Source organism: Mesorhizobium sp. M0778, from assembly GCF_040320105.1.
Lineage (GTDB): Bacteria > Pseudomonadota > Alphaproteobacteria > Rhizobiales > Rhizobiaceae > Mesorhizobium.
Map to the genome: position 1 here is coordinate 18126 of NZ_JAMYPA010000032.1, position 24146 is coordinate 42271.

A 24146-nucleotide genomic window follows, 5' to 3' on the forward strand; every position below is an offset into this window, starting at 1 on the left:
CGGCAAGTTTCCCGGCGCGAGCGTCAGCGACTATTGAGCCGATCGGGCGGCACTCGTCGCGGTGAAGCCTCCAGAACTGCATCAGGGTGAATGGCGAGCTGCCCAAGTCTTCAACCATCAGATGCGCCAGAACTTGGCGCGGGCGTAAACTTCAGTCCCCTGAGAGCTAGCCAAGCCAAGACTGCTTCCGCCTCCGGCGAAGGCGTAATACTGAACGGCGTAGGCTTTCCCTGCGACAACCGGAGCGCCCCCAACAGAGACCATGCCAGTGTCGGGAGAGTTATTCGATCTTGCGGACATGCCCATTCCCGCAGTCGTGCCATCAGTGATGTTTTGCAGCCGCGTGACCAGGCCATTTCCAGCTTGAGCAAGAACTTCCCATTCAACCCAGCCGGCGACGGTGGTTGTGAACTGGTTGGAGGAGATCGAGACGAGGCTATCCGGGTCATAGACTTCGGTGTTGAGAACGTGCGTCGTCCAAGTGGTCGCGACTGTGCTGCCGCCGTTTGTTCCTGAAGTTTTCTGGTCCTCTATAACCGCATCAGGAGCGCCGCCAACCCGAGCGGAGCCTACATAGAAGCCGCCAGCGGCTGTGACAGCATTCGTGTCACTGATGGAGACGCCAGAGGTCTGCGTGGCACCCTTGGTGCCGTCAAAGCGCGGAACGGTGTTGTCTACCGTGGTCGCTGGGTTCTTCGAAAATACCGCTTGCGCGGCCCCATCTCCGATAATCAGCCGATCGTCGTCCGTATCCCACTGAATATCGCCTTCAGCAGTCGGGGTTGGCGCGGTGCCCTGCTTCAAGGTTAGGGTCGGGGTGGTGACGGTTGCCGTGGTGAACGTCGCCCCGGCGTTGGTCCCACCGTTGATCATCGGGCTGGTCAGCGTCTTGTTGGTGAGCGTCTCGGCCCCGGTCTTAGTGACAAAGCTGCTGAAATCCATTGTCGGATTAAGTAACTGCCACCCGCCAGCGGAGGCGTTGAGCGCGCTCGAATACGTCAGCAGATAGATGCCGTCCGCTTGGATCTCTGCCCCTGAAAGAGCAGAGTCGCCGCTCGCGGTCACTTTGCGGATCGACTTTGCTCCGATGCTATTCACATTGAGCGTTGCGGCTGCCGTGTTATCCGTAGCGCCTCGAAGGGCTAGGATCAGCCCGTCTGCATAGGCGGTGAAAGCCGAATTTGCAGTCACGGTTAGGACATTCGCGCTGCCTCCAGCCGTCAACGCACCGCCGATGTCGCCGAGCAATTCAGCATTGCGGGCCATCATTTGCCGGGCACTGCCGTTCACGGTGCTCGGCGGTTGGCCTTCTTGCCAGTTGACGGCACTATCGGCCGTCGCGTTTCCCGCGGCTACCTTGCTCCAGTCCCAGATCGACGACACTAGCGTTCACCTACCGGCCGGGTAACGGCGGCGCGCACGTATTCGGATAGAGTTAGGCCACGCCGCTTGGCAGCGAGGCGAAGTGCTTGCTTCTCTTCGGGCGAAACTCGAAGCCGGATGTTTTCGATCATCGCTGCGCTGAGGCGCATGGGAAATCTCCTGTAACGAACACAGGAAATGTATCATCCTGGGCTATTGCTGGCGTTCCGCATCATCGGCAAAGTGAGGCATAATCCCGCATCAGGGCGATCGAAAAGATTGAGCCTGAATTATTGGATTGGATCATTCACAAGCAGCGGTGACAGTCCCATCTAGCGCCGCCTCACAAGTAAATAGAACTTTAATTCTCAAATTTTTAACCACGACCTGCAATCTTATTAGCAGGGGATACTGCTATGAATGAACTGCATTTCGGTGACAACCTAGACGTGCTGCGGGCAATGCCTGCGGAGTCTGTCGATTTGATCTATCTTGACCCGCCGTTTAATTCGAACGCCAATTACAATGTCCTGTACGGGACTACCCACGGAGGGGCGTCCAAAGCTCAATCCCATGCCTTCGTAGATACATGGACTTGGGGACGAGATGCACAGCGCGCGTTAGACGAAACCGCGTCACGGCATTTGGAGGCCGGCGCGCTTCTCGATGCGTTTCAGAAGGTTTTTCCCACCAGTAATATGATGGCCTACTTAGCCATGATGGCCGTTCGTCTCATAGAGATGCAGCGCGTGCTTAAGCCGACCGGTTCGCTCTATCTTCACTGCGACCCGACCGCGAGCCACTATCTGAAAATCCTGCTCGACTCGATTTTCACCATCCGGGGGTTCGTCAATGAAATCGCGTGGAAGCGCTACGGCGCACATAACGATGTCGGTCAAGGGTCGAAACATTTCGGCCGGGTGCATGACATCCTGTTGTTCTATTCGAAATCCGATGACCGCAGATGGTCGCAACAGTTCACGCCGCTCGATCCGAAATACATCGAAGAGACCTATCGGATGATCGATGAAAAGACCGGGGAGCGGTTTACAACGACGCCCTTGACCGGTCCCGGTGGGGCAGAGAAGGGCAACCCTGTCTTTGAATGGAACGGGCATACTCGCGCATGGCGCTACAGCAAAGAGACCATGCAGAAGCTCCATGACAAAGGGCGACTGTACTACTCGCGAACAGGCTACCCGCGAAAGATTCTGCTTCTCAGTGAATCGCGCGGCGTGCCAGCGCAATCGATATGGACCGATATACCCTCCCTATCCGGCGCGCATGGGGAGCGCATCGGATACCCGACGCAAAAGCCACTGGCCCTTTTAGACAGGATTATTCTTACCTCGTCCAATCCTGGTGATGTCGTTCTTGACCCATTTTGCGGTTGCGGAACGGCGATTGAATCGGCGCAGCGGCTTGGCCGAAAGTGGATAGGCATCGACGTTACTTATCTGGCCATCCACGTCATTGAAGGCCGGTTGCTTAAGGCTTTCAAGGAACCCATCAAGCAACAGTACAGGCTATTTGGCCGGCCCAAAGACCCGGATGATGCGCTTGTCCTCGCCGCGCGCGACTGGCTGGAATTCCAGAAGTGGGCGGTCTTCGCGTTGGGGGGACTTCCAAAGGAAAAGCCGGGGGCGGACGGCGGTATTGATGGGATTATCCGCTATCATCAACTCGGCAGCGAAAGACCGCACCGGGCTATTGTGTCGGTGAAGGGCGGCCTTCACGTCGGTGTCGATGCCATTCACAAGCTGAAGTCGGTTGTTCAGCGGGAGGGTGCGGAAATCGGCGTTCTTGTCTGCGTCAACCCGCCGACCGGGCCTATGATCCGCGAGGCCGCATCAGAGGGCGAGATCGGTCCCACTTCGAGGAAGGTTCAAAAAATCCAGATTGTCACCATCGACCAGTTGTTTCAGCCATATCCTGTGCACTTACCCGGCGTGCTGGATTCGCCGGAGGTGATGGCGACAGCCCCACCGCCAGCCAAGCGCGGGCGGAAGCGTGTCGAAGGCCAAACCGAGATGCTTTTCCCGATTGAGGGCGCAGCAGAAGTACCGAAGCGCAAGGGAAACCGGTCGATACGGGCCGTAGACATCGAAGTGACCCGATCGGGCTACCGCCGCAAGTCGAAGTAGATAAGATTTCTTCTTTTCGCCCTTAGCCGGTTGCGACTTCGCGAGCTTCTTCAACACGCTGAGCATCGTTGGTATGCTGCAAGCGCTGCGGCGTCCCCCGCCATGACAATTGACAGGCCGATTGGGTCAACGCGCCATGGTGCCTTCCTGTGAAGCTGCTTCCCAATCCCGTAACGCTTGCACCACCTGGCAATCGTGTCGGGAGAGGCGCCAGCTATGCCGGCCGCCTGTTGAAGGGTGAGGGTCTTTGGCTTATCCATGCCGGTCCCCGTTCTGTGCAGCAGCCTTTTCCGCCAGATAGGCAGCGATGCTGACAGATCGGACGGCCGACGCCGGGCCGAACGTTCCAAGCTCGGAGCGCCCCGGAACTGGCAGGCGAAAAGCGGCATTCTGGGCTTTTGCCATCGTGGGGCAGAGCGTGCGCTGGATCTTCAGCAGAGCAGGGAAGAGAGGCTGGAGCCGATGCGGCATTTTCTTGCCCTGGCGGCCGAGCCTTATTGCCAGCCATAGCGCCTGCCGTTCGCTCTTGAGGGCGCCGACATCGACACCATGCTTGCGAAGCCAGTCCCGCAAGGGATAGAGCGCTTCCGGCCATTCGTAGGAGCGCTCATCACGCCGTGATGCTCTGAGGTCGTAAGGTGCTGCCTTCGAGGGCTTGCGTCCTTTCTTCCCTCCAAAGCCTCTTGCCGACGATGAGGGAACGCGGTCATTCGAGAAAATGACGGTGTGTGTTTCAGTCTTGTTTCGGTCTCGGTTTTTGTCTCCGTCTCGGTCTCTGTCTAGTTTCAGTCTCTGTCTCTGTATATCGGAGTGCTTGGAAAGGGCTTTCATAGGGCTATCCCCTCCCGTTGCCAGAGAGGTAGTTTGACCCGGTTAAACGGTCATTCCCTGGAAACTTCTCTATTGCAGAAACCACGTTTGTCGAGGTCTGCGCCTTTGTCTCCAAGCTCTCTTCAAGTTCCGCATCTGCGGCCTCCCGAACCGGGTCACTGTCCAGCTCGGAAATCAGCCGCATCACGCCTTGCAGGTGCTTGGGGTTGGTTGTCGGGTTGTGGCGGAACCAACGCGGAACGAAGTACTCAAACGTTTCGGGGTCGTGGACCACCAACTCGCAAACCACTAGCGGCGTGCGGGCCGCCTGCACTCGTTCGATGGGCCAATTAAGGTTCTCTGCGGCGTAGGCGTCGGGGAGCCTGAAGCACCCCGCGCTGGATTGATGCTCGCATGTGAGCAGATAGATGTAGAGCAGCCTGGAATCGTCTGTCTGGCTCCGAAACCTTGGAGAACGCCACACCTTGGGGCTGATTTTGGAATAATCGCGCACCTTAGCCTCCCCCAATCCGGTCAGATATGGACTTGAGGAATTTCAGCCGCTCCTGATAGCCCTCACGGGCAGCCTGCCGCAGATCCGCAGCGGTTTCGGGGGAGAAAACCGCACCACCGCCCATAATGGAGACGACGGTTGCAGCTACTTCCTCGAGACCTTCCGGGCTCTGGGTGATACCGACGTGGATATCGGAATCGGCTACAAGCTTGGCGAATGCGCGGGCTGCATCTTTGATGAAAGGGTCGTCAGGGGTCATCATGCCGCCGCCCTCGCTGTGTCGTTGTCTTCGAGGATGGCTACACTGGAGCGAAGCACATAGCGACAATGCGAGCCCGGATAGGCGCCGGCATGTGCTTCGTGGATGCTTTCGATTACAAGCCCGAAATCATGCCGCAGATCGTGGACGTACGCGGCGAACCGTGGCCCAGGATGCGAAATGGGAGTGCAGCCCTTTTCGCCGGCCTCGATAAGGCTGCGAAGGCACCAAGCCTCACGGCCATAGATGGTCATCGGCTCGCCATCCGGCAGCACCCTGGCGCGAACCCAGATCTTATCCTTGGAGCGGCTCATGATGCGCCTCCCAAACCAGAGAGGGTGCAAACAACACGAGCCGTTTCGATCCGAAGGCGAAAACGGTCCGTCAGCTTTGCAGCGGCGTAGTCGAAGCTTGTTGCGATGTCGGTGCGGTTTTGGTAATCCTGAGGCGCGATACCTTTCGAGACTACCGAGCCGCAGGCCTGCCAGCCTGCGGTTTCATTTTTTGGGGTCATGTCCGCACCTCACGCGGCCACAGAAGTGGATTTGCGGCGGTTGCCTTCCATCCATGAGTCAAGGTCGGCTGTGCTGTAGACCACCGTGCGGCCGAGCTTGATATACTCGGGGCCGTCACCGGTAAGCCGCAGCTTTTCGAGGGTGGAAGCTGAGAGCCCGACATGAAGCGCCGCGCCATCGGTGCGGAGCCTGCGGGCTTCTTGGGTATAGGTGGCGTTCATTTCTTTCTCCGTGCAACACCGCGATAGAGCGGCTAACACGTTGAAAGTGAACCCCATTCCGAGAGTTTGGCAGGGTCAGCAAGGGACAACTTGGGCCAGGGTAATTTAGCGCCAATCTGTCCGCAAATGGGCGCTTATTGTCCTTTTTCCTTGAGATGCCGTCTAATTGTCCGCTGATCGGGAATCGACAGCCCGTAGGCCTTGGCAAACTCTTGTATTTGGGCGTCTCGTTTTTTTGGGGCTAATCCGCGCGGAACATTCCCGCCCCACTGTGGAATTTCAGCCAGAGCGCGGTCTATCGCGGCCCCCTGCGAAGTTTGCCTGCGCTGCGTCTCTGGCGCGCCCGTCTTGTCGGCTCCTGGCGCGGGCAAAGAACGCAAAAGGGCGTCAAGGCTCTCCTCTCCGAAATACAGATAATGGAAGGCGTCCCCGCCAAGAGCGTAGTCAAATGGCTTGGCTGGGTTCATCTGTCCCCAATCAAAGCGAATGGCGGCGCGTTCGGGCTCAGTATGCCAAAGATACACGGGCAGCGGGTCGCTCATCTTGCCGCCCTGCTTGGGCCGCAAAGCAGAAACCAGTTTGCCCTCTCCGCACGCTCTGGACATCAGCGCAACCGTTTCGTTGAAACGCCAGCGCTGCGCTATCAATTCCCCATCAGCCTGTGCGGCGAGGTCTAGGCCAGCATCCCATTCTTCATCTGTAAAAATCAAAGGCTTTGGGCCATAGGCACCGTATTCAGCGGGCTTCCGACCCAGATCCGGCCGATACTTCAGCAGAAGCGTGTTGATGCTTTGCTTCTGCCCCGGCTTTGCCGAGGATTGAGAAAGGCGGATTATGCGACCGTCTGGAAGAGTAAGCTTTGGCAGTCCATATGGATCGGGCGACACGGGTTCTGTGCCAACCCAGTCTTTCCCATGAATCGCCGGCCCAACCTTGAGAACAGCGCGAGCTGCAAACACAAAGCCCGGAACCTCACTAGGCCATCGCCCCCGGTTACTCCAAAACTGAATGCGTCCGCTCATCGCAGCACCTTCGCGATTACACCTTGAGGGCCGCAGGGAAACCGGTGGTGCTAACCGGCTTATCGGATGGCCGTCCTATCCCTGCGGGTCTGTCAGACCTTTTGAACCTTTTGAGTGTTCCGGTTCTGGGGCATTTGAGAATTTTTCATCCTCTTAGTTTCACAACATTTTCCGCCGCTGGCGGCTCTGCATCGCCCATCGCTTCGGAAATGCGCTTGCCTATTGCGTTCGATGCCTTGCGCAGCGGGTCGGCTTCAAGGTGCGCATAGCGTTCGGTCGTGCGGGATTGCGTGTGCCCGAGCAACTTGCCCACGATAGGGAGGCCAAGATTGGCGCCGACGCCTATTGATGCATGGGTGTGCCGCAAATCATGGATGCGCACCCTAAAGCTAGGATTGTCAGCCTGTGCCGCGAGGCCGGCGCGCTTGCGTATCATCTGCCAAGGGCGCTTGAGATCCGAGCGCGGACGACTTTCCATCTTGCCATTCTTGAGAGCTCGCGGTTTGCCGGGGATAACGTAACGATCGATGCGCGGCAGCTCGGCAAGGACCATCTGAGCCGGGGCGTTCAGGATGATTGTCTTCTGTCCCGTCTTGCTGTCGGGCAGAAGCAACAGGCCCCGTTCAAGGTCCACCATGTCCCATGTCAGATGCAGGATTTCCCGCAACCGGGCACCAGTCAGGATAAACAGCCGAAGCGCCGCAGCCGATGCAGGATCTAGCTTAACAACCCGGTTGCCCGCCTTAGGGGCGTGCTTGGCCTTTTTGGACGGGTCAGGCTCCCATGCGATGCCAACGGTTTCAGCTTCACGGATGGCAGAGCCCAGCCGAAGGATTTCCTCTGACGACAGAAACCGCTCTCGCTTCGCCTCCCGATACTTGGCGATGCCGGCAGCGGGGTTTTCCATCTTGGGCAGAATCTTGCCCTTTATAGCCCATCCGTACATCGAACTAATCACGTCCCGAACCCGGTTCGCGGTCGTCGGCTTTGCCTTCAGGCTTATGTGCAGGCCGGCGATATCGCTCGGGGTGACTGCAGCCGCCTTGCGCGTTCCGAATTGCGGCACTGCGTAAGCGTTCAGCATGTGGGCATATTGTGCGTGAGTGTTCGCTTTCTTGAGCGCTTCCACATGGTGGAGGAAGGCATCGGCCAGTTTCGCGAACGTCACGGCGCCGCGCTCTTCGGCTCTGTCCCGCGACGGGTCTTGCCCTTTGACGACAGAGGCCAGGAGGTCCTTCGCAACGTCGCGCGCTTGATCAGGCGTCACCTTGCCCACCTTGGCAATCGTGACCCGCTTGACCGGGGCATTCTTTCCCGAGCCGGCGCGATAGCGGACGATATAGGACATGCCACCAGTAGCGCGGACGCGAAGGCCAAACCCGATCAGCTCGCTATCGAACACATAGAAGTCTGTGCCGTTCGGCTTGGTGGCATCCACCACGCGCTTTGTGATTTTGACGGACTTGGCGCCTTCTGACATTTCCGCTTGCCCGGTTTGAGGTCGGGGCACCGCCGGGGCACCCTAAAAAGGGAAACCCGGCGATACTCACGGAAAGACAGTAGCTGATTTGCCTTGAAAACAACAGGCTTGCGGAAACTCGGTGCAACGAACGGAAACAGAACGAAAGTCAGACCCTATGAATGGCATTCAAGAGGTCGTCGGTTCGATTCCGATTGGCTCCACCAAAAGTTCTTTCACGTTTTCAGAAAATTAGTTTCCACCCCCTCAGGGGCCTTGCCTTGGAAAGGTCCGGGGCACCGCCAGCGCACCGCACAAAACATTTTTCAGGTCCGAAGCAGCAATGCCTGACAGCGGTGGACGAGATATCGATCTTGGCGCCAGTAGCTTGCGTTCATGCACGCCCGGCGGCAAGGATATCGCGGCAACATCGTATGTGGGGGCAATATGGAATCGGAAAACTCGCTGCTCGGGATCTTCATCTCCTGGATGCCGATGCTGATTTATCTCGCAGCAAGCCTTTGGGTTTCTATCTGGCTCACGTTCAAACTCATCCACGTTCAGCAAGCGATGGTGCAGGCGCAAGAAGGCATCTTGACCAAGTTGACTGATATCGACAACCGCATGTCTGGTAAGCCGAGCCAAGACTGAGGTCCGAAGCTACTGTTCCCCAACTGTTTTCAGCTGCAGCGGTCGACCGGGATACCGCTAATTATACCGGCCAATTGGATGCGGTGGCTCGACGGCGCCCGGTATCGCCACATGAAAATCGGTCTTTTGGACTAACGCTTCATTTTGTCGATACGCTCGCTAAGAGCCTTCACCGCTGCCGTATTTTCCCGAATTTCTTTGGCGATCTCTTTCGCGGCGTTTGCCATGACGATCCTTGAGCGGTTTGCCATCCAAAGCAGAAACGCCATAAGAATCAGGAAAGGGATGCCAACGAGAAGTGCTCGCATTATTGCAGCTTGGTGGCTCATTTCGCTTTCTCCGAGCCGTAGGCTGCCACGCCGTCGACGATCTTCGTGATGTGCTGAGCTTCTGCCATCGGTTCCCTCTTCAGCTGTGACGGACGCCAGCGATAATCGCGTTTATCGGTAGTCACCCCCAAGCCGGAATCGATTCCCTTTTGGGCCGAGGCCGAGCGGCTTCAATTCGTCCAGATCGAACACTGAACCACTTGACCCGTTGCCTGATCACGAACCCTTTTCGAAAACACGCGATGGAGGCCCATTGCGCGTGATCTAGCTTCCTTCGTCGCAACGTAATCGGGATAGCCGACATGCCACTGCCAGAGGAAGTTTGGTGGGGCAGGTTTCCACGTAACCTTGGATCCAAAGGCCGCATTGTCCGGATCTGTTCTATCGAACCGGCAGTCGACGGCTACGGGCATCATGCCCTTCTTAGCCATTGCGTCGGAAACCCCGTAAGCAGTTCGCTTCGTAAGCCATCCATCCGCGCCGCTAGTCGAAACTGTAGTGCACCCTGCCAGAGATATGCTCGACATCAAAAGCCCGATGGCCAATGCGTTGCCTGCGAATGATCGCCGAGTGCCAACCTGATTCTGTTTCATACCCGATCCCCACAACTGAAAGTAGTGCAGGCTAGATGGGGATACGGCGCGAAACAAGGGAGCGCGCCTCTTCTTTGGTTCGGCCGGTCGTGCGCCGTGCGCGGTGCGACAGGCGAGCGGCGAGCGGCAAAATTTCAAACTGAGACACTATCTAACTGCCACCTAATACAGGTTCTTTGAGCTAACTCCCCCTGGCGCGCGTACTGGTCGCGAATCCCATTCGTCGCGCGCTATTGGAGTCTGGATATAGTGCGCCAGAATCCAGGGTCGCGTCCCGTCTGTTTCCGGTCTGTTTTCAGGCATGAAATTCCCTTGCCCGGGTCGCTGTTCCTTCACTGTTTTCAGTGCGCATCGGACACTGTTCCGCCGCTGTTTTCAGCGAGAGTGCCAACTGTTTCCTAACTGTTTTATCAGTTGCAGCGCTTAACCGAAATCGTCCATTAAATTGGACTAAGCCATCGTCGCATATAACTGGCTTGGAAATGACTCCCCCACTCTTTGCGCTCCCGGGCTGCCCGCCGCCTATCGCGGAACCTAGCTGAGACTAGTGTAGTCGGCCGCCCGGCTTGGGCTCGCCGGTCCAAAAGTAGTGAGCCCGTGCCCGGTCAGTGCATTTTTCTGGCTGTGGTTTGAACCGCGAGCGCCGGGTCTGAACCAGGCAGCGGGCTGAAATGACCGCTGAGCAAAACTCCGTTACTTGTTGCAGTTCTGCATATCCGACGTCATGGCGCCGCTGGGGGTATTGTTGTCGGTATCGCTGCCCGCCGTATCCTTGCAGCGGTCCTCCATACCGTTTGTCTGCGGCGTGGTGGCGTTCGTTGCGTTCGGATCGATCGTGTTCGGGGTAGTTGCGCTGCCGGTCCCGATGTTGCCGCCGGAAGTGCCTGTGTTGACGCCGGTATTGCCATCGGCGCTACCGGCCCCGGAGCCCATCGATTGTGCCATGGCAGATGTGGCCAGGCCGATAGCAAGTAGGAATGCAGAGAGAATTTTCATCATCTTAGTGTCTCCATCGAGTTGCATCGCTCTATCGCGATCTATACCCAACGAGAGTTTTTTCGAGATGTTCCGTTTGGCATAAATAGTGATCGATACAACCATTATGGATCTTTGTTGCTCGTCGTTTCGTGAATGCGGCTGCGAAATTCCTGCCGCATAGCGGCAATTTCGTCTGGAACCAAATCGAGCATGCCGCGTTATGGCGCTTGCGGGGAGTTGTGTCGGCCGCAGGGGACAGTTTCACCAGGACATTCAAGAAATCCGTGAGCTGGGAGGGGCGCTGTGAGCGTGCTTGCATCCACAAGGCAATTGGACCACCGTCAAATACTGAACGCGCTGAAGGCTTTTCGGAGCGGTGATTTCTCCGTTCGCATCGATAATGTCTACACCGGCCTCGATTCCGAGATCGCCGACACCTTCAACGAAATCGTAGAACTCAACGATCAGGTCACGCGCGAGTTCGAACGCCTCAGCAAGGTCGTCGGCAAGGATGGCCGGATCGGCGAACGCGGCCGTGTCCGCAACGCTACCGGCAGTTGGGAATCGAGCGTCCGTTCCGTCAACGATCTGATCGAGGACATGGTTCAGCCGACGGCCGAAGTGGCGCGCGTCATCGGCGCGGTCGCCAAAGGCGACCTGTCGCAGACGATGATGGTCGAAATCGACGGCCGGCAGTTGCGCGGCGAATTCCTGCGCATCGGCAAGATCGTCAACACCATGGTCGGGCAACTGGCCTCCTTCGCCTCGGAGGTGACGCGCGTGGCGCGCGAGGTCGGCACCGAAGGCAAGCTCGGCGGCCAGGCCCGCGTGAAAGGTGTGGCCGGGACCTGGAAGGACCTGACCGACAACGTCAACGCCATGGCGACGAACCTGACCGGGCAGGTGCGCAACATCGCCGAGGTGACGACCGCCGTCGCTTCCGGCGACCTGTCGAAGAAGATCACCGTCGATGTGAAGGGCGAAATCCTCGAGCTCAAGAACACCATCAACACGATGGTCGACCAGCTCAATTCCTTCGCCTCGGAAGTGACGCGCGTTGCGCGCGAGGTCGGTACAGAAGGCAAGCTCGGCGGCCAGGCGCGCGTCGAAGGTGTCGGCGGCACCTGGAAGGACCTGACCGACAACGTCAACCTGATGGCAGAGAACCTGACCGGCCAGGTGCGCAATATCGCCGAGGTGACCACTGCTGTGGCGCTTGGCGACCTGTCGAAGAAGATCACGGTCGACGTCAAGGGCGAGATCCTCGAGCTGAAATCAACCATCAACACCATGGTCGACCAGCTGAACTCATTTGCCGGCGAAGTGACGCGCGTCGCCCGCGAAGTCGGCACCGAGGGCAAGCTCGGCGGCCAGGCGCAGGTGCGCGGCGTTGCCGGCACCTGGAAGGACTTGACCGACAACGTCAATTCGATGGCCGAGAACCTGACCGGCCAGGTCCGCAACATCGCCGAGGTGACGACCGCGGTTGCTTCGGGCGACTTGTCGAAGAAGATCACCGTCGCCGTGCAAGGCGAAATCCTCGAGCTCAAGGACACCATCAACACGATGGTCGACCAATTGAACTCCTTCGCCTCGGAAGTGACGCGTGTGGCGCGCGAGGTCGGCACCGAAGGCAAGCTCGGCGGCCAGGCCGAGGTGAAGGGCGTCGGCGGCACCTGGAAGGATCTGACCGACAACGTCAACCTGATGGCCGCCAACCTGACCGGCCAGGTGCGCAACATTGCCGAGGTGACGACCGCCGTGGCCCGCGGCGACCTGTCGAAGAAGATCACCGTCGACGTCAAGGGCGAAATCCTGGAGCTCAAGGACACCGTCAACACGATGGTCGACCAGCTGAACTCCTTCGCCTCCGAAGTGACGCGTGTGGCGCGCGAAGTGGGATCGGAAGGCAAGCTCGGCGGCCAGGCGCATGTCGAGGGTGTCGGCGGCACCTGGAAAGATTTGACCGACAACGTCAATGCCATGGCCGGCAATCTGACCGTGCAGTTGCGCGACGTGTCCAAGGTGGCGACGGCAATTGCGACCGGCGACCTCACCCAGAAGATCACGGTCGATGCACTGGGCGAGATCCTGCAGATCAAGGACGTCATCAACACGATGGTCGACCAGCTGAATTCCTTCGCCTCCGAGGTGACGCGCGTGGCGCGCGAAGTCGGTTCCGACGGCAAGCTCGGCGGCCAGGCGCAGGTGCGCGGCGTTGCCGGCACCTGGAAGGACCTGACCGACAACGTCAATGCGATGGCCGCCAACCTGACCGGGCAGGTGCGCAACATCGCCGAGGTGACGACTGCGGTGGCGCTTGGCGATCTGTCGAAGAAGATCACGGTCGACGTGCGCGGCGAGATCCTCGAGCTGAAGGACACCATCAATACGATGGTCGACCAGCTGAATTCCTTTGCCTCGGAAGTGACGCGCGTGGCGCGCGAGGTCGGCACCGAGGGCAAGCTCGGGGGTCAGGCGCAGGTGCGCGGCGTTGCCGGCACCTGGAAAGATCTGACCGACAATGTGAATTCAATGGCCGAGAACCTGACCGGCCAGGTCCGCAACATCGCCGAGGTGACGACGGCTGTGGCGCGCGGCGACCTGTCGAAGAAGATCACGGTCGACGTCAAGGGCGAGATCCTGGAGCTGAAATCGACCATCAACACCATGGTCGACCAGCTGAACTCCTTTGCCGGCGAAGTGACGCGTGTCGCCCGCGAGGTCGGCACCGAGGGCAAGCTCGGCGGCCAGGCACGGGTCGAGGGCGTCGCCGGCACCTGGAAGGACCTGACCGACAACGTCAACCTGATGGCGACGAACCTGACCAACCAGGTGCGCGGCATCGCCGATGTCGTGACCGCGGTCGCGCAAGGCAATCTCAAGCGCAAGCTGACGGTCGATGCCAAGGGCGAGATCGCCTCGCTCGCCGACACCATCAACGGCATGATCGAGACGTTGGCGACCTTCGCCGATCAGGTGACCAACGTCGCCCGCGAGGTGGGCATCGAAGGCAAGCTCGGCGGCCAGGCCCGCGTGCCCGGCGCCGCCGGCCTTTGGCGCGACCTGACCGACAACGTCAATCAGCTTGCGGCCAACCTGACCACCCAGGTGCGCGCCATCGCCGAAGTGTCGACTGCGGTGACCAAGGGCGATTTGACCCGCTCGATCAGCGTCCAGGCCTCCGGCGAGGTCGCGGCGCTGAAGGACAACATCAACGAGATGATCCGCAATCTGAAGGACCAGACGCTGAAGAATGCCGAGCAGGACTGGCTGAAGACCAATCTCGCCCGGTTCTCGCGCATGCTGCAGGGCGAGCGCGACCTGGCAACGGTCTCGCGTCTCATCATGTCCGAACTCGCGCCGCTGGTGAATGCGCAATATGGCGTGTTCTACGTGACCAACCGCGACGAGGATGAATTCTATCTGGAACTCGCCGCCTCCTATGGCGCCGAAAGCAAGGCGGAGATCAAGCAACGCCTCGATCTGCGCGAAGGCCTTGTCGGGCAAAGTGCCGCCGACAAGCGCGCCATCATGCTGGACAATGTGCCGCCGAATTTCCTGCGCGTCACGTCGGGCCTTGGCAATGCCGCGCCGGCCAACGTGATCATTCTTCCGGCTCTGTTCGAGGACGAGGTGAAGGCCGTCATCGAACTCGCCTCGTTCAGCGAATTCCGCGACACGCACCAGTCATTCCTCAACCAGCTGATGGAATCCGTCGGCATCGTTCTCAACACCATCGCCGCCACCATGCGCACCGAAGGCCTGCTCAAGCAGTCGCAGCTGCTGACCTCGGAGCTGCAGGCGCGTCAGACCGAGCTGACCAAAAAGCAGGAAGAGCTGCACGCCACCAACGAGGAGCTGCAGGAAAAGGCGCAGCTGCTCGAGAACGAAAAGAAGCAGGTGGAGAACAAGAACCTCGAAATCGAGATGGCGCGCCGTGCGCTGGAGGAGAAGGCCGAGCAGCTGGCGCTTACCTCGAAATACAAGTCGGAATTCCTCGCCAATATGAGCCACGAACTGCGTACGCCGCTGAACTCGCTGCTCATCCTTTCAAACCTGCTCGCAACCAACCAGCAAGGCAATCTCAACGATAAGCAGGTCGAGTTCGCGCGCACCATCAACTCGGCCGGCACCGACCTTTTGAGCCTCATCAACGATATCCTCGATCTGTCGAAGATCGAATCGGGTACCGTCTCGATCGATATCAACGACATGCCGGTGGTGCATCTTCGCCAGCATATGGAGCGAACCTTCCGGCAGCTGGCGACCGACAAGGGGCTTGGCTTCGCCATCAACGTCGATCCCGAGCTTCCGGAGACCGTCCGCACCGACGAGAAGCGCTTGCAGCAGATTGTGCTCAACCTCTTGTCGAACGCGTTCAAGTTCACCTCCGAGGGCGAAGTCAGCTTGAATTTCCGGGCCGAAAAGACTGGCCGTCACAACGGCTCGGTGCAACCGATGGAAGCGCTCGCTATCGCGGTCACCGATACGGGCATCGGTATTCCGCAGGACAAGCAGAAGCTGATTTTCGAGGCCTTCCAGCAGGCCGACGGCACCACCAGTCGCAAATATGGCGGCACCGGGCTTGGGCTCTCGATCAGCCGGGAGATCGCCCGGCTGATCGGCGGCGAATTGCGGGTCGAGAGCACGCCGGGCAAGGGTTCGACGTTCACGCTGGTCATCCCGTTCGACGGACCTCGGATGGCCTTGGCCCCGCAAGCGGCCTTGCTGCCGGCGATGGAGGTGGTCGCGACGACGGCGCAGCCGAGCCCGCCATCCTCCGAATTGCTTGATGACCGCGATACGATCTCACCGGAAGATAGGGTCGTGCTGATCGTCGAGGACGACCCGACCTTTGGCGGTTTGCTGCTCGGCCTGGCGCGTTCGGCCCGGCTGAAGGGCGTCCTGTCGACCGCGGGCTCTGGCACGCTGGCTTTGGCCCGCAAGCTGGTTCCCGATGCGATCACGCTGGATCTCGGACTATCGGATATCGACGGCTGGGTGTTGTTCGATCTGCTTCGCCATGACCCGAAAACCAAGGACATTCCCGTCCATGTCATCTCGGGTGCCGAAGATATCGAGGTGCTTGCCCGCAAGGGCGCATCCACCATTTCAACCAAGCCCGTGTCGGCGGACGAACTGATGAAGGTCTTCCAGGACATTCACTCCAGAAAGCTCCGCGTCCAGCGCCGCGTTCTGATTGCCGATACCGATCCCGAGCGCCGTCTCTCGTTGATCGAGGCGATCCGCGACGGCGTCACCTCGGTCACCGCGATCGGCCGCGTCGCGGCGAATGCCGACGACATCGGCATCGCCGGCTATGATGCCGTTGTGCTCGGCCTTGGCCGCTCGGCCAAGGACAACGCCCAGATGCTGGATGAGATTGCCGTCCTGTTCGGGCAGTCCGTGTCGCGACTGTTGTTCTTCGCGCCGCATCCGGAAGCGCTGCAACAGTCGCTCGCCTTGCATCCGGCATTGGCGGACGTTCCGCGGGCGGAGAATTTCGCGCAGCTGGCTCTCCTGATATCCGCAACGCTCCCGGGGCGAGGCCACGACAGTTCGGCAGCCGAACAGCCGGATAAATTCGACCTCGCCGGCGCAAAGGTCCTCATCGTCGACGACGACATCCGCAACATCTATTCGCTCACCAGCGTTCTTGAGACCTATGACATCCAGGTGCTGCACGCGGAGCGCGGTAGGGAAGGTATTGCGCTTCTGGAGCAGAGCCCGGATATCGACGCCGCATTGATCGATATCATGATGCCGGAGATGGACGGCTACGAGACGATGCGGCAGATCCGCGGCATGCCGGCAATCGCCCATATCCCGTTGATCTCGGTTACCGCCAAGGCAATGAAGGGCGACCGGCAGAAGTGCCTCGACGCCGGCGCCTCTGACTATATCGCCAAGCCGGTCGACCTCGACCTGCTGCTGGCCTTGCTGCGTGTCTGGATCGGCCGCTCGCGATCCCGTGTCCATCGTCCGGAAAAGACGCTCATGGCAGTGAACTGACGGCCGCTCGATGCAGAAACTGTCGAGAAACGGAGCGAGGAAGCTGGAGGTTATGGCCCCGGCGACAGGGCCGGCAAAGGCGCGCATCCTGGCCGTGGATGACGACGAGCGCAATCTGCTGGCGATCGGCGAGGTTCTGGCCCCTGTCGGCGAAGTCGTCTGCGTGCAGTCGGGCGAAGAGGCGCTGCGCGCTCTGCTGAAGGAGGATTTCGCAGTCATCCTGCTGGATGTGCTGATGCCTCGGCTGGACGGCTACGAGACCGCTGGATTGATTCGCCAGCGCGAGCAATCCAGGCGAACGCCGATAATCTTTCTCACCGCCATCAACAAGGAAGACGCCCACATGCTGCGCGGCTATGACGCCGGCGCGGTGGATTACGTGTTCAAGCCCTTCGACCCGGCCATGCTGCGTTCCAAGGTAGCCGTGTTCGTCGAACTTCATGAGAAGACGCTCGAAATCCAGCAAAAGGCGGCTGCCGAGCAACGGCTGCTGGCCCAGGCACTGCAGGCGCAGCAGGAAAAACTCGAGGCCGAGCGGGCGCTGCGTAGCGCCCAGGAGCGGCAGCATGCCATTTTGAGCTCTCTTCCGGTCTGCTTCCACGCAAGGGCGGCGGAGCCGCCGTTCGGCGCCAGCTTTGTGACTGAAGGGGTCGAACGCTTGACCGGCTTTCCTGCCGAACGGCTGACCTCCGATCCAGGCTTCGGCCTAAGCCGGGTTCATCCCGACGATCTGCCGAGAGTGAGGCAAGCCCTGCTCGCAGCCAAGGCCATCGGCTCCTACACCTGCGAATTCCGCTGGCAATGCGCCGACGGCAATTACCGGATTTTCCTCGACCAGGGCGTCCTGTCGAACGGTTCCGATGGCCAGAGGCCCGAGATCCTCGGCACATTGCTGGACGTTACCGAGCGGCGCGAGCTTGAGAACCAGCTGCTGCAATCGCAGCGCCTCGACGCGATTGGCAAGCTTACCGGCGGCCTGGCGCATGATTTCAACAATCTGCTTGCCGCAATTCTCAGCGGATTGGGATTGCTCGAGCGCCACGCCGAGTTCGATGGACAGGCCAGGCAAGTTCTGGAACTGACGCGCCGGTCGGCAAAACAAGGCGCCGAGCTCGTCAGCCGCATGCTTGCGTTCTCGCGCCGCCAGACACTGAGGCCGCAGGCCGTGCGCCTCGCTGCGCTTGGCGGCACCATGAACGGGTTGGTGGCCCCGGTTCTGGGCGGCCTGATCCGTTTCGATTGGCTTGTCGACGACACGGTGTGGCCGGCGCATGTCGATGCCGGCCAGCTGGAGCTGGCGCTGATGAACCTGGTTTTCAACGCGCGCGATGCCATGCCGTCCGGCGGCACGATAATCGTGGAGGCGCAAAATCGAACGCTAGGCAGTGCAGCCGAGGATATTTCGGCGGGCGACTATGTCGTGGTCACCGTCAAGGATACGGGGTCGGGCATACCGGCCGACATTCTCGCCAAGGTCGTCGAACCGTTCTTCACCACAAAACCGGTCGGCAAGGGCACTGGCCTCGGTCTGAGCACGGTGCATGGCTTCGTCAAGCAATCGGGCGGCACGCTCCGCATTGAGAGCACCGTCGGCAGTGGAACATCCGTCCAGCTCTGGCTGCCGCGTTCAATCGAGCGCCCGGTGGAAATCGCCGACAAGTCCGATGCCGACAACACCGTCGTGAATGCCGGCGAGGACTATCCGTCGGTCCTGCTGATTGACGACAGCAATGTACTGCGGGAACTGACGGCGCAATCGCTTCGCCAACATGGCTTTGCGGTTACCTGCGCCGGGGGCGGTGCGGAAGCGCTGGCGATGATCGAGCGGGCGCCGTACGATTTCGATGTCATCGTCACCGATTTTGCCATGCCGCTCGTCTCGGGGCTCGAGGTCATCCGGTTCGCCCGCAATCTGCGGTCCGATTGGCCGGCGGTGATGATAACCGGATATGCCGACGCCGACGCGATCGCCGACCGGCCCCCCGACGTGCCGCTGCTCGGCAAACCGCTGCGCGAAAAGGACCTGATGGAGAGCATTCTTGCAGCGGCTGCGCGCGCCGGATCGCCGAGGGCCAAGCAGGCCAGCCGGTGAAAGGCGGACCATTGGAACCTGATCCATGGGTTGCCGTTGGGTAGGTCTCTGGCTGCGCTAGGATCGGAGGAGAGACTGATGGCGACAGCGGACTGGCCTCTTCCTGAACGCTTCACCTTTCAAGGGAACTCGATCGCCTGGGGCGCGATGGGCGAGGGCTCACCCGCGGTATTGCTGCATGGCACGCCTTTCTCATCGTCGGCATGGCGTAGAATTGCGCCTTTGCTCGGCCAACAGAGGCGAATCTATTGCTTTGACATGCTCGGCTATGGTCGATCTGATAAACCCGATAGCGACGTGTCTCGTGGCATTCAGAACGAGCTTTTCGCGGCCCTTTACGATCATTGGGGCCTGCGTGCCCCCGATGTCGTCGCGCATGATTTCGGCGGCTCAACAGCGTTACGCGGTCATTTGCTCAATGGGCTCGACTATCGGTCGCTGGTGCTGATCGATCCGGTCGCAATCAGCCCGCAAGGCTCACCACTTGTTCAGGCCGCCAAGAAACACGAGGCGGTCTTTTCCGGCCTTCCGCACTACATTCATGAAGCAATCCTGCGCGCCTATATCGGCGCCGCCGTAGCGAATGCGCTGCGCGAGGAAGAGATGGCGCTCTACCTCGCGCCGTGGCTGGGAGCCGAAGGTCAAAAAGCTTTCTGGCGCCAGGTCGCTCAGATGGATGACAAATACTCGCAAGAGGTCGAGTGGCGCTACGGCGAGATTCGTTGCCCCGTTGCCATCCTGTGGGGCGAGGACGACCAGTGGATTCCCATCGATGACGGTCGCGAGCTCGCGCGCCGCATTTCGAGTGCTTCCTTCCATGTCGTGCCGAACGCGAAGCATCTTATGCAGGAGGACGCGCCGGAAGCGATCGTGGCGACAGTGCTTGGCTTCTGGCGAGACCTGGAGGAGCGGGCAAATGTCCGCAAAAAACCGGCTTCGGCCGCTCGATCTCCATCGCGTCAATGAAGGCTTTGGGCGATCGGTTTGATCCGGTTGCCGATGCCAAGGACAGGAATCCACCCCTTAGCGGCAGTCTCGAATCGAAACGGTACGTTTCGTATCTTTGACCCTAGCAGCATCCAGCCTGTGCGCAACACGGAGCGCCGGCCATGGCGCGCTCGACGGGCTGTGATGCGGTTGATAAGCCCTCTCCCCAAGGAGAGTCGGACATGACCGTTGCGATCGAGATGGGCCAGACGAGCGCGGGCGCCCCGGCGGCGCTGGATCTTGAGGAACTGCTGGCGACGCGGCTTCTGGTGCAGGGCAATTCGGGTTCCGGCAAATCCCATCTGCTGCGCCGGCTCTTGGAGCAGAGTGCGCCCTGGGTACAGCAGACCATCATCGATCCCGAAGGCGACTTCGTCACGCTGGGCGACCGTTTCGGCCATCTGGTGATCGATGCCGAGGAGCATACCGAGCGCGGCCTGCAGAGCGCCGGCGAGCGGGCGCGCATCCACCGCGTCTCCACGGTGCTCAATCTCGAAGGGCTCGACGCCGAGAACCAGATGCGGCGCGCCGCCGCCTTTCTCGGCGGGCTGTTCGAGGTCGCCCGCGACCACTGGTATCCGATGCTGGTGGTGGTAGACGAGGCGCAGCTGTTCGCGCCGGCGGTTGCCGGCGAGGTTTCCGACGAGGCGCGCAAACTCTCGCTCGGCGCCATGACCAATTTGATGTGCCGTGGCCGCAAGCGCGGGCTGGCCGGCATCATCGCCACCCAGCGGCTGGCCAAGCTCGCCAAGAACGTCGCCGCCGAGGCTTCCAATTTCCTCATGGGCCGGACTTTTCTGGACATCGACATGGCGCGCGCCGCCGATCTTCTCGGCATGGAGCGGCGCCAGGCGGAGGCTTTTCGCGACCTCGAGCGCGGGCAGTTCATGGCGCTCGGCCCGGCGCTGTCGCGCCGTCCGCTCGGTCTGCGCATCGGCCCGACCGATACGAGTCCGCGCAACGCGACCCCGCGCCTGATGCCGCTGCCGGAATCGGCGCTGGAGGATGCCCGCGCCATCATCCTGGCGGCCCCGCCGCCGGAAACCGTCCGGCCGCAGCGCCGCTCCTCGCCGGACCTGCTCGATCAGCTGATGGCGGCGAAATCGGCGGCGCTGGAAATCCGCCCCGAACCGGTGGAGCCGCCGATCAGCGCCGAGGATCTGGCGGAGCGGCGCGAGCGCGTCGACCGGGTGCTGCGCGCCGTGCTGGCGCAGCCCGATGCCGGCTTCCGCGTCATCGGCGTGCTCTATCAGGAGTTCGTCGTCCGCTGCCGCATAGAAGGCCTCGCCTCGGTCGTGCCGGACCTGCCGGAGTTCCGCCGCATGCTGACGCGCGCCCGCGCCGGGCTCGGCTCCGACATGATAGGCGACGATGCCTGGCAGGACGTCTCGGCGCGCGCCTCGCTGCTGCCCGAGGACATGCAAGGCGTCTTCATGATGATCGCCCGCGCGGCGAAGGAAGGCTGGCCCTGCCCGAGCGACGCCGCGATCGCCCGCGCCTACGGCTCGCACTCGCTACGCCGCGCACGGCGCCTGCTGACCTATATCGAGGAGCAGAGGCTGATCGTGTGTCAGCTTGACGGGGGCGGACGGCGGACGGTGACGCTCGTGGAGCTGGCCTGGGCGACGGCGCCGGGCGATCCGAATGCGGTGGAGGCGGAGCAGCGGAGTGCGGTGGGGTGAGGCGGCGGCCGAGCGCGGTCTTCATCATACGACGACGATTGGCGCGACGCAGATCCGCTATTGTAAGTTGTTCGACGCTACAGCACTCCCTCTTGCCGACGGCGCTTTACATATCTTCTAAATTATCAGCGGGTCGGTTTGCCAATGAAGAGATCAGCCGCGATCAACTGACGAAGACAAGAAATACGGCAGGACTGTAGCGCAAATATCCGCCGAACCTACGCTACCTCGGCCGATTACCCCTTCGGTTCATTCTGTTGACATCTCCTGCTTCTGGAGAGATGGTAAGATACTACGCGGCGGCCCTTTTTCCGAAGATTTTATTCTGCAGCTTTATCAAAGGATTTTGGCAATGCGTTTGTCTCGATCGCGCCGACTTATGGCCATCGCTTTGACGGCAATCGCAGCCGTGACGCTTCCCTCTTATGAACATGCCGAAGACAAGCTGCTGACGGAAGCGGTGCAGTTCAACGGTACGATCCTGTATCTCTCCACCAAGGTGCCTGGCCTGATCTTCGGCGCCGTGCGCAACGGCGAGACGGCCTTGGCCGGTTTCGGCAAGATTGCCGACGGGAGTGAAAAAGTGCCCGACGGCGACACAATGTTCCGCATCGCGTCCGTGAGCAAAGTGTTCTGCGGCGGTGTGCTTTCCTCGCTGGCGATCGACGGCAAGGTACAACTCACCGACCGGCTGCAGGATCGCCTTGGCTGGGACGTCAGGCTCCCGGAGAAGGACGGCCGCGCCCTCCGCCTGATCGATCTCGTCGCGCAAGCTTCCGGCCTTCCGCGGGAGGTGCCAGTGGCCGAGGCGCCCCCCTCAGACCCTTTCTCTACGAACACCAAAGAGGCGCAGATTGCCGCCCTCAAGGACAATCCGCTGCTGTTCGCGCCGGGCACCGCCGTTCTCTATTCGAACTTCGGATACGACCTCCTCGGAGCGGCGCTCGCTAATGTCTCTGGAAAGCCTTATGCCGAGGTCCTTCGAGAGCGTGTCCTCGATCCCCTCGGCATGAAAGACACGGTTTTCAACCCGAGACCGGAGGACGAGCCGCGCCTGATGCAGGGCCATAACTTCGACGGCAGCCCCATGCCAATCGTGCCGACGAGCACAGCCATGGAGTGCGCCCGTGGATTGTACTCGACCGCGGACGACCTGCTGCGCTGGATGAACTGGCATGTCGACAACAAGCCTTCCGCGGCCGACGCCGAGTTGCGCCTTTTGAACCACGCGGCTTTTTTGTACCGGGACGGGCTCGCGTCGGTGATGGGGCTGGATGACGGTGGGCCGATGGACGCCATGGGTCTCGGATGGGTCATCATGCTCCCTAACGAGCATCGCCCGCTCATCCTCCAGAAGAGCGGCGGCCTGCAACGGATGTTTCTCTATGTTGCGATTGCACCGACACGCGGCGTCGGCACTTTCTTCGTCATGAACGAATTCAATGCCGCCGGCTTCATGGCTGGGGTCAAGACGACGAACGATCTCGTCGCAGAGATCGCTCCACGCTGATTTTCGCGCTGATCGGGAGGACGTGCGCGATGATTGGCGCTATGGAGGGGCCTGACGGACGGTATATTTCCCGGCAAGGCAAGCGCGACATCGGCTATTTCCGGCCGACCGCTTAGCCTCCTGAGGATGACCTTTGCCGGCTTCATCGCTGCTCACGGCCTGCTCATGCTGCGGCCAAGGTTCTGCCTCTCTCGCCTCTTCGGCATCCCGCTTTCGTAGCCGACCGCGAATGCCGCGCTGCTCGCAGTCCCGACACCATCAGCCGCCTCTTGGCGCAACCCGATGCCGGCTTCCGCGTCATCGGCGTGCTCTATCAGGAGTTCGTGGTCCGCTGCTGCATCGAGGGCCTCGCCGCGGTCGTGCCGGACCTGCCGGAGTTTCGCCGCATGCTGACCCGCGCCCGCGCCGGGCTCGGCTCCGACATGGCAGGCAACGACGCCTGGCAGGATGTCTCGGCGCGCGCCTCGCTGCTGCCCGAGGACATGCAAGGCGTGTTCATGATGATCGCCCGCGCCGCCAAGCAGGGCTGGCCCTGCCCAAGCGATGCCGCGATCGCCCGTGCCTACGGCTCGCACTCGCTACGCCGCGCACGGCGCCTGCTGACCTATATCGAGGAGCAGAGGCTGATCGTGTGTCAGCTTGACGGGGGCGGACGGCGGACGGTGACCCTGGTGGAACTGGCCTGGGCGACGGCGCCGGGCGATCCGAATGCCGAGGAGGCGGAGCAGGGGAGCTTGGCGGGGTGAAGCGGCGGGGCAGGCGCACTGAGAAAGCGCCGCTGGATCAGGCCGGGGTGAAGTCTGCTTTGCGCCGCATTAACGTCATTCTCCATTCGAAGCGCTCAGGCCGGAAGCTGCCGTGCGTAAGGACGCCCAGTCATTGCCCGCCGCGGATAAGTTTGCAGCTGGACAATAATGGCCAGCCGGGCGATCCCGGTATTTAGCGTTGCTTCGGCGGGTCAATACTGAGCCTGCGCTTGCGCGCCATCCCTCTCGACAAGACC

At 60.7% G+C, this 24146-nt stretch carries 19 protein-coding genes and 1 pseudogene; 8 read left to right on the forward strand and 12 right to left on the reverse strand.

What is annotated here, in order from left to right; all coding sequences use genetic code 11:
- Positions 1 to 117: 117 nt before the first annotated feature.
- The gene (locus tag NKI22_RS29040; RefSeq protein WP_352959375.1) at positions 118 to 1383 is read right to left on the reverse strand and encodes a hypothetical protein; all 1266 of its coding nucleotides are present in this window, start codon (positions 1381 to 1383) and stop codon (positions 118 to 120) included.
- Complete coding sequence (locus tag NKI22_RS29045; RefSeq protein ID WP_352959378.1) at positions 1383 to 1532, reverse strand: plasmid mobilization protein; 150 nt, start codon at positions 1530 to 1532, stop codon at positions 1383 to 1385. Before NKI22_RS29045 ends, NKI22_RS29040 begins: the two co-directional genes overlap by 1 nt.
- 246 nt (positions 1533 to 1778) lie before the next feature.
- Here NKI22_RS29045 and NKI22_RS29050 point away from each other — a divergent pair, with 246 nt between their 5' ends.
- Complete coding sequence (locus NKI22_RS29050; protein WP_352959381.1) at positions 1779 to 3506, forward strand: DNA methyltransferase; 1728 nt, start codon at positions 1779 to 1781, stop codon at positions 3504 to 3506.
- A 252-nt stretch (positions 3507 to 3758) separates the two neighbouring features.
- Here the strand turns inward: NKI22_RS29050 and NKI22_RS29055 are convergent, their stop codons facing one another.
- The 8 genes from NKI22_RS29055 to NKI22_RS29090 all read right to left on the reverse strand — a co-directional run bounded on the left by NKI22_RS29055 (position 3759) and on the right by NKI22_RS29090 (position 8327).
- Positions 3759 to 4337, reverse strand: coding sequence for a hypothetical protein (locus NKI22_RS29055; RefSeq protein ID WP_352959384.1), 579 nt, complete (start codon positions 4335 to 4337; stop codon positions 3759 to 3761).
- Between the two features lie 4 nt (positions 4338 to 4341).
- The gene (locus NKI22_RS29060) at positions 4342 to 4830 is read right to left on the reverse strand and encodes a hypothetical protein (RefSeq protein ID WP_352959387.1); all 489 of its coding nucleotides are present in this window, start codon (positions 4828 to 4830) and stop codon (positions 4342 to 4344) included.
- Between the two features lies 1 nt (position 4831).
- Positions 4832 to 5092, reverse strand: coding sequence for a hypothetical protein (locus tag NKI22_RS29065; RefSeq protein ID WP_352959390.1), 261 nt, complete (start codon positions 5090 to 5092; stop codon positions 4832 to 4834).
- Positions 5089 to 5403 (reverse strand): winged helix domain-containing protein, encoded by a 315-nt coding sequence (locus NKI22_RS29070; protein ID WP_352959393.1) that lies wholly within the window; start codon positions 5401 to 5403, stop codon positions 5089 to 5091. The genes NKI22_RS29065 and NKI22_RS29070 overlap by 4 nt, the downstream gene beginning before the upstream one ends.
- Positions 5400 to 5603: a hypothetical protein gene (locus NKI22_RS29075; protein WP_352959396.1), complete on the reverse strand. Its 204-nt coding sequence runs from the start codon at positions 5601 to 5603 to the stop codon at positions 5400 to 5402. The genes NKI22_RS29070 and NKI22_RS29075 overlap by 4 nt, the downstream gene beginning before the upstream one ends.
- A gap of 9 nt (positions 5604 to 5612) precedes the next feature.
- Positions 5613 to 5825 carry a helix-turn-helix transcriptional regulator gene (locus tag NKI22_RS29080; protein ID WP_352959399.1) on the reverse strand — a complete coding sequence of 71 codons (213 nt, stop codon included), beginning with the start codon at positions 5823 to 5825 and terminating at the stop codon, positions 5613 to 5615.
- A gap of 134 nt (positions 5826 to 5959) precedes the next feature.
- Entirely contained in the window at positions 5960 to 6847 is an 888-nt protein-coding gene (locus tag NKI22_RS29085) for a hypothetical protein (protein WP_352959402.1), read from the reverse strand.
- 145 nt (positions 6848 to 6992) lie between these two features.
- Complete coding sequence (locus NKI22_RS29090) at positions 6993 to 8327, reverse strand: site-specific integrase (protein ID WP_352959405.1); 1335 nt, start codon at positions 8325 to 8327, stop codon at positions 6993 to 6995.
- A gap of 426 nt (positions 8328 to 8753) precedes the next feature.
- On the opposite strand from NKI22_RS29090, the gene NKI22_RS29095 reads away from it, so the two are divergent.
- Positions 8754 to 8957 carry a hypothetical protein gene (locus tag NKI22_RS29095; protein ID WP_352548929.1) on the forward strand — a complete coding sequence of 68 codons (204 nt, stop codon included), beginning with the start codon at positions 8754 to 8756 and terminating at the stop codon, positions 8955 to 8957.
- Between the two features lie 131 nt (positions 8958 to 9088).
- Here the strand turns inward: NKI22_RS29095 and NKI22_RS29100 are convergent, their stop codons facing one another.
- Both NKI22_RS29100 and NKI22_RS29105 read right to left on the reverse strand, forming a co-directional pair.
- On the reverse strand, positions 9089 to 9286 hold the full coding sequence (locus NKI22_RS29100; protein WP_031193688.1) for a hypothetical protein: 198 nt from the start codon (positions 9284 to 9286) through the stop codon (positions 9089 to 9091).
- 1286 nt (positions 9287 to 10572) lie between these two features.
- A complete protein-coding gene (locus NKI22_RS29105) occupies positions 10573 to 10980 on the reverse strand; it encodes a hypothetical protein (RefSeq protein WP_352959408.1) in 408 nt (135 codons plus the stop codon).
- A gap of 186 nt (positions 10981 to 11166) precedes the next feature.
- Between NKI22_RS29105 and NKI22_RS29110 the strand changes: the two genes are divergently transcribed.
- From NKI22_RS29110 to NKI22_RS29135, 6 genes and pseudogenes are all read left to right on the forward strand, one after another.
- On the forward strand, positions 11167 to 16872 hold the full coding sequence (locus NKI22_RS29110) for a HAMP domain-containing protein (protein WP_352483997.1): 5706 nt from the start codon (positions 11167 to 11169) through the stop codon (positions 16870 to 16872).
- 52 nt (positions 16873 to 16924) lie between these two features.
- Complete coding sequence (locus NKI22_RS29115) at positions 16925 to 18964, forward strand: PAS domain-containing hybrid sensor histidine kinase/response regulator (RefSeq protein ID WP_352817015.1); 2040 nt, start codon at positions 16925 to 16927, stop codon at positions 18962 to 18964.
- Positions 18965 to 19042: 78 nt separating this feature from the next.
- A complete protein-coding gene (locus NKI22_RS29120) occupies positions 19043 to 19930 on the forward strand; it encodes an alpha/beta fold hydrolase (RefSeq protein ID WP_352640724.1) in 888 nt (295 codons plus the stop codon).
- Positions 19931 to 20133: 203 nt separating this feature from the next.
- Positions 20134 to 21633, forward strand: coding sequence for a helicase HerA domain-containing protein (locus NKI22_RS29125; protein ID WP_352495732.1), 1500 nt, complete (start codon positions 20134 to 20136; stop codon positions 21631 to 21633).
- A gap of 379 nt (positions 21634 to 22012) precedes the next feature.
- Complete coding sequence (gene ampH / locus NKI22_RS29130) at positions 22013 to 23143, forward strand: D-alanyl-D-alanine-carboxypeptidase/endopeptidase AmpH (RefSeq protein ID WP_352852266.1); 1131 nt, start codon at positions 22013 to 22015, stop codon at positions 23141 to 23143.
- Positions 23144 to 23412: 269 nt separating this feature from the next.
- Positions 23413 to 23889, forward strand: a pseudogene (locus tag NKI22_RS29135) (ATP-binding protein); the annotation flags it as partial.
- Between the last annotated feature and the right edge of the window lie 257 nt (positions 23890 to 24146).

Coding starts and splice junctions, on each gene's coding strand:
- NKI22_RS29045 (WP_352959378.1), bottom strand. CDS start 1,532: ATGCGCCTCAGCGCAGCGATGATCGAAAACATCCGGCTTCGAGTTTCG.
- NKI22_RS29050 (WP_352959381.1), top strand. CDS start 1,779: ATGAATGAACTGCATTTCGGTGACAACCTAGACGTGCTGCGGGCAATG.
- NKI22_RS29055 (WP_352959384.1), bottom strand. CDS start 4,337: ATGAAAGCCCTTTCCAAGCACTCCGATATACAGAGACAGAGACTGAAA.
- NKI22_RS29065 (WP_352959390.1), bottom strand. CDS start 5,092: ATGATGACCCCTGACGACCCTTTCATCAAAGATGCAGCCCGCGCATTC.
- NKI22_RS29070 (WP_352959393.1), bottom strand. CDS start 5,403: ATGAGCCGCTCCAAGGATAAGATCTGGGTTCGCGCCAGGGTGCTGCCG.
- NKI22_RS29075 (WP_352959396.1), bottom strand. CDS start 5,603: ATGACCCCAAAAAATGAAACCGCAGGCTGGCAGGCCTGCGGCTCGGTA.
- NKI22_RS29080 (WP_352959399.1), bottom strand. CDS start 5,825: ATGAACGCCACCTATACCCAAGAAGCCCGCAGGCTCCGCACCGATGGC.
- NKI22_RS29085 (WP_352959402.1), bottom strand. CDS start 6,847: ATGAGCGGACGCATTCAGTTTTGGAGTAACCGGGGGCGATGGCCTAGT.
- NKI22_RS29090 (WP_352959405.1), bottom strand. CDS start 8,327: ATGTCAGAAGGCGCCAAGTCCGTCAAAATCACAAAGCGCGTGGTGGAT.
- NKI22_RS29095 (WP_352548929.1), top strand. CDS start 8,754: ATGGAATCGGAAAACTCGCTGCTCGGGATCTTCATCTCCTGGATGCCG.
- NKI22_RS29100 (WP_031193688.1), bottom strand. CDS start 9,286: ATGAGCCACCAAGCTGCAATAATGCGAGCACTTCTCGTTGGCATCCCT.
- NKI22_RS29105 (WP_352959408.1), bottom strand. CDS start 10,980: ATGGTTGTATCGATCACTATTTATGCCAAACGGAACATCTCGAAAAAA.
- NKI22_RS29115 (WP_352817015.1), top strand. CDS start 16,925: ATGGCCCCGGCGACAGGGCCGGCAAAGGCGCGCATCCTGGCCGTGGAT.
- NKI22_RS29120 (WP_352640724.1), top strand. CDS start 19,043: ATGGCGACAGCGGACTGGCCTCTTCCTGAACGCTTCACCTTTCAAGGG.
- NKI22_RS29125 (WP_352495732.1), top strand. CDS start 20,134: ATGACCGTTGCGATCGAGATGGGCCAGACGAGCGCGGGCGCCCCGGCG.
- ampH (WP_352852266.1), top strand. CDS start 22,013: ATGGCCATCGCTTTGACGGCAATCGCAGCCGTGACGCTTCCCTCTTAT.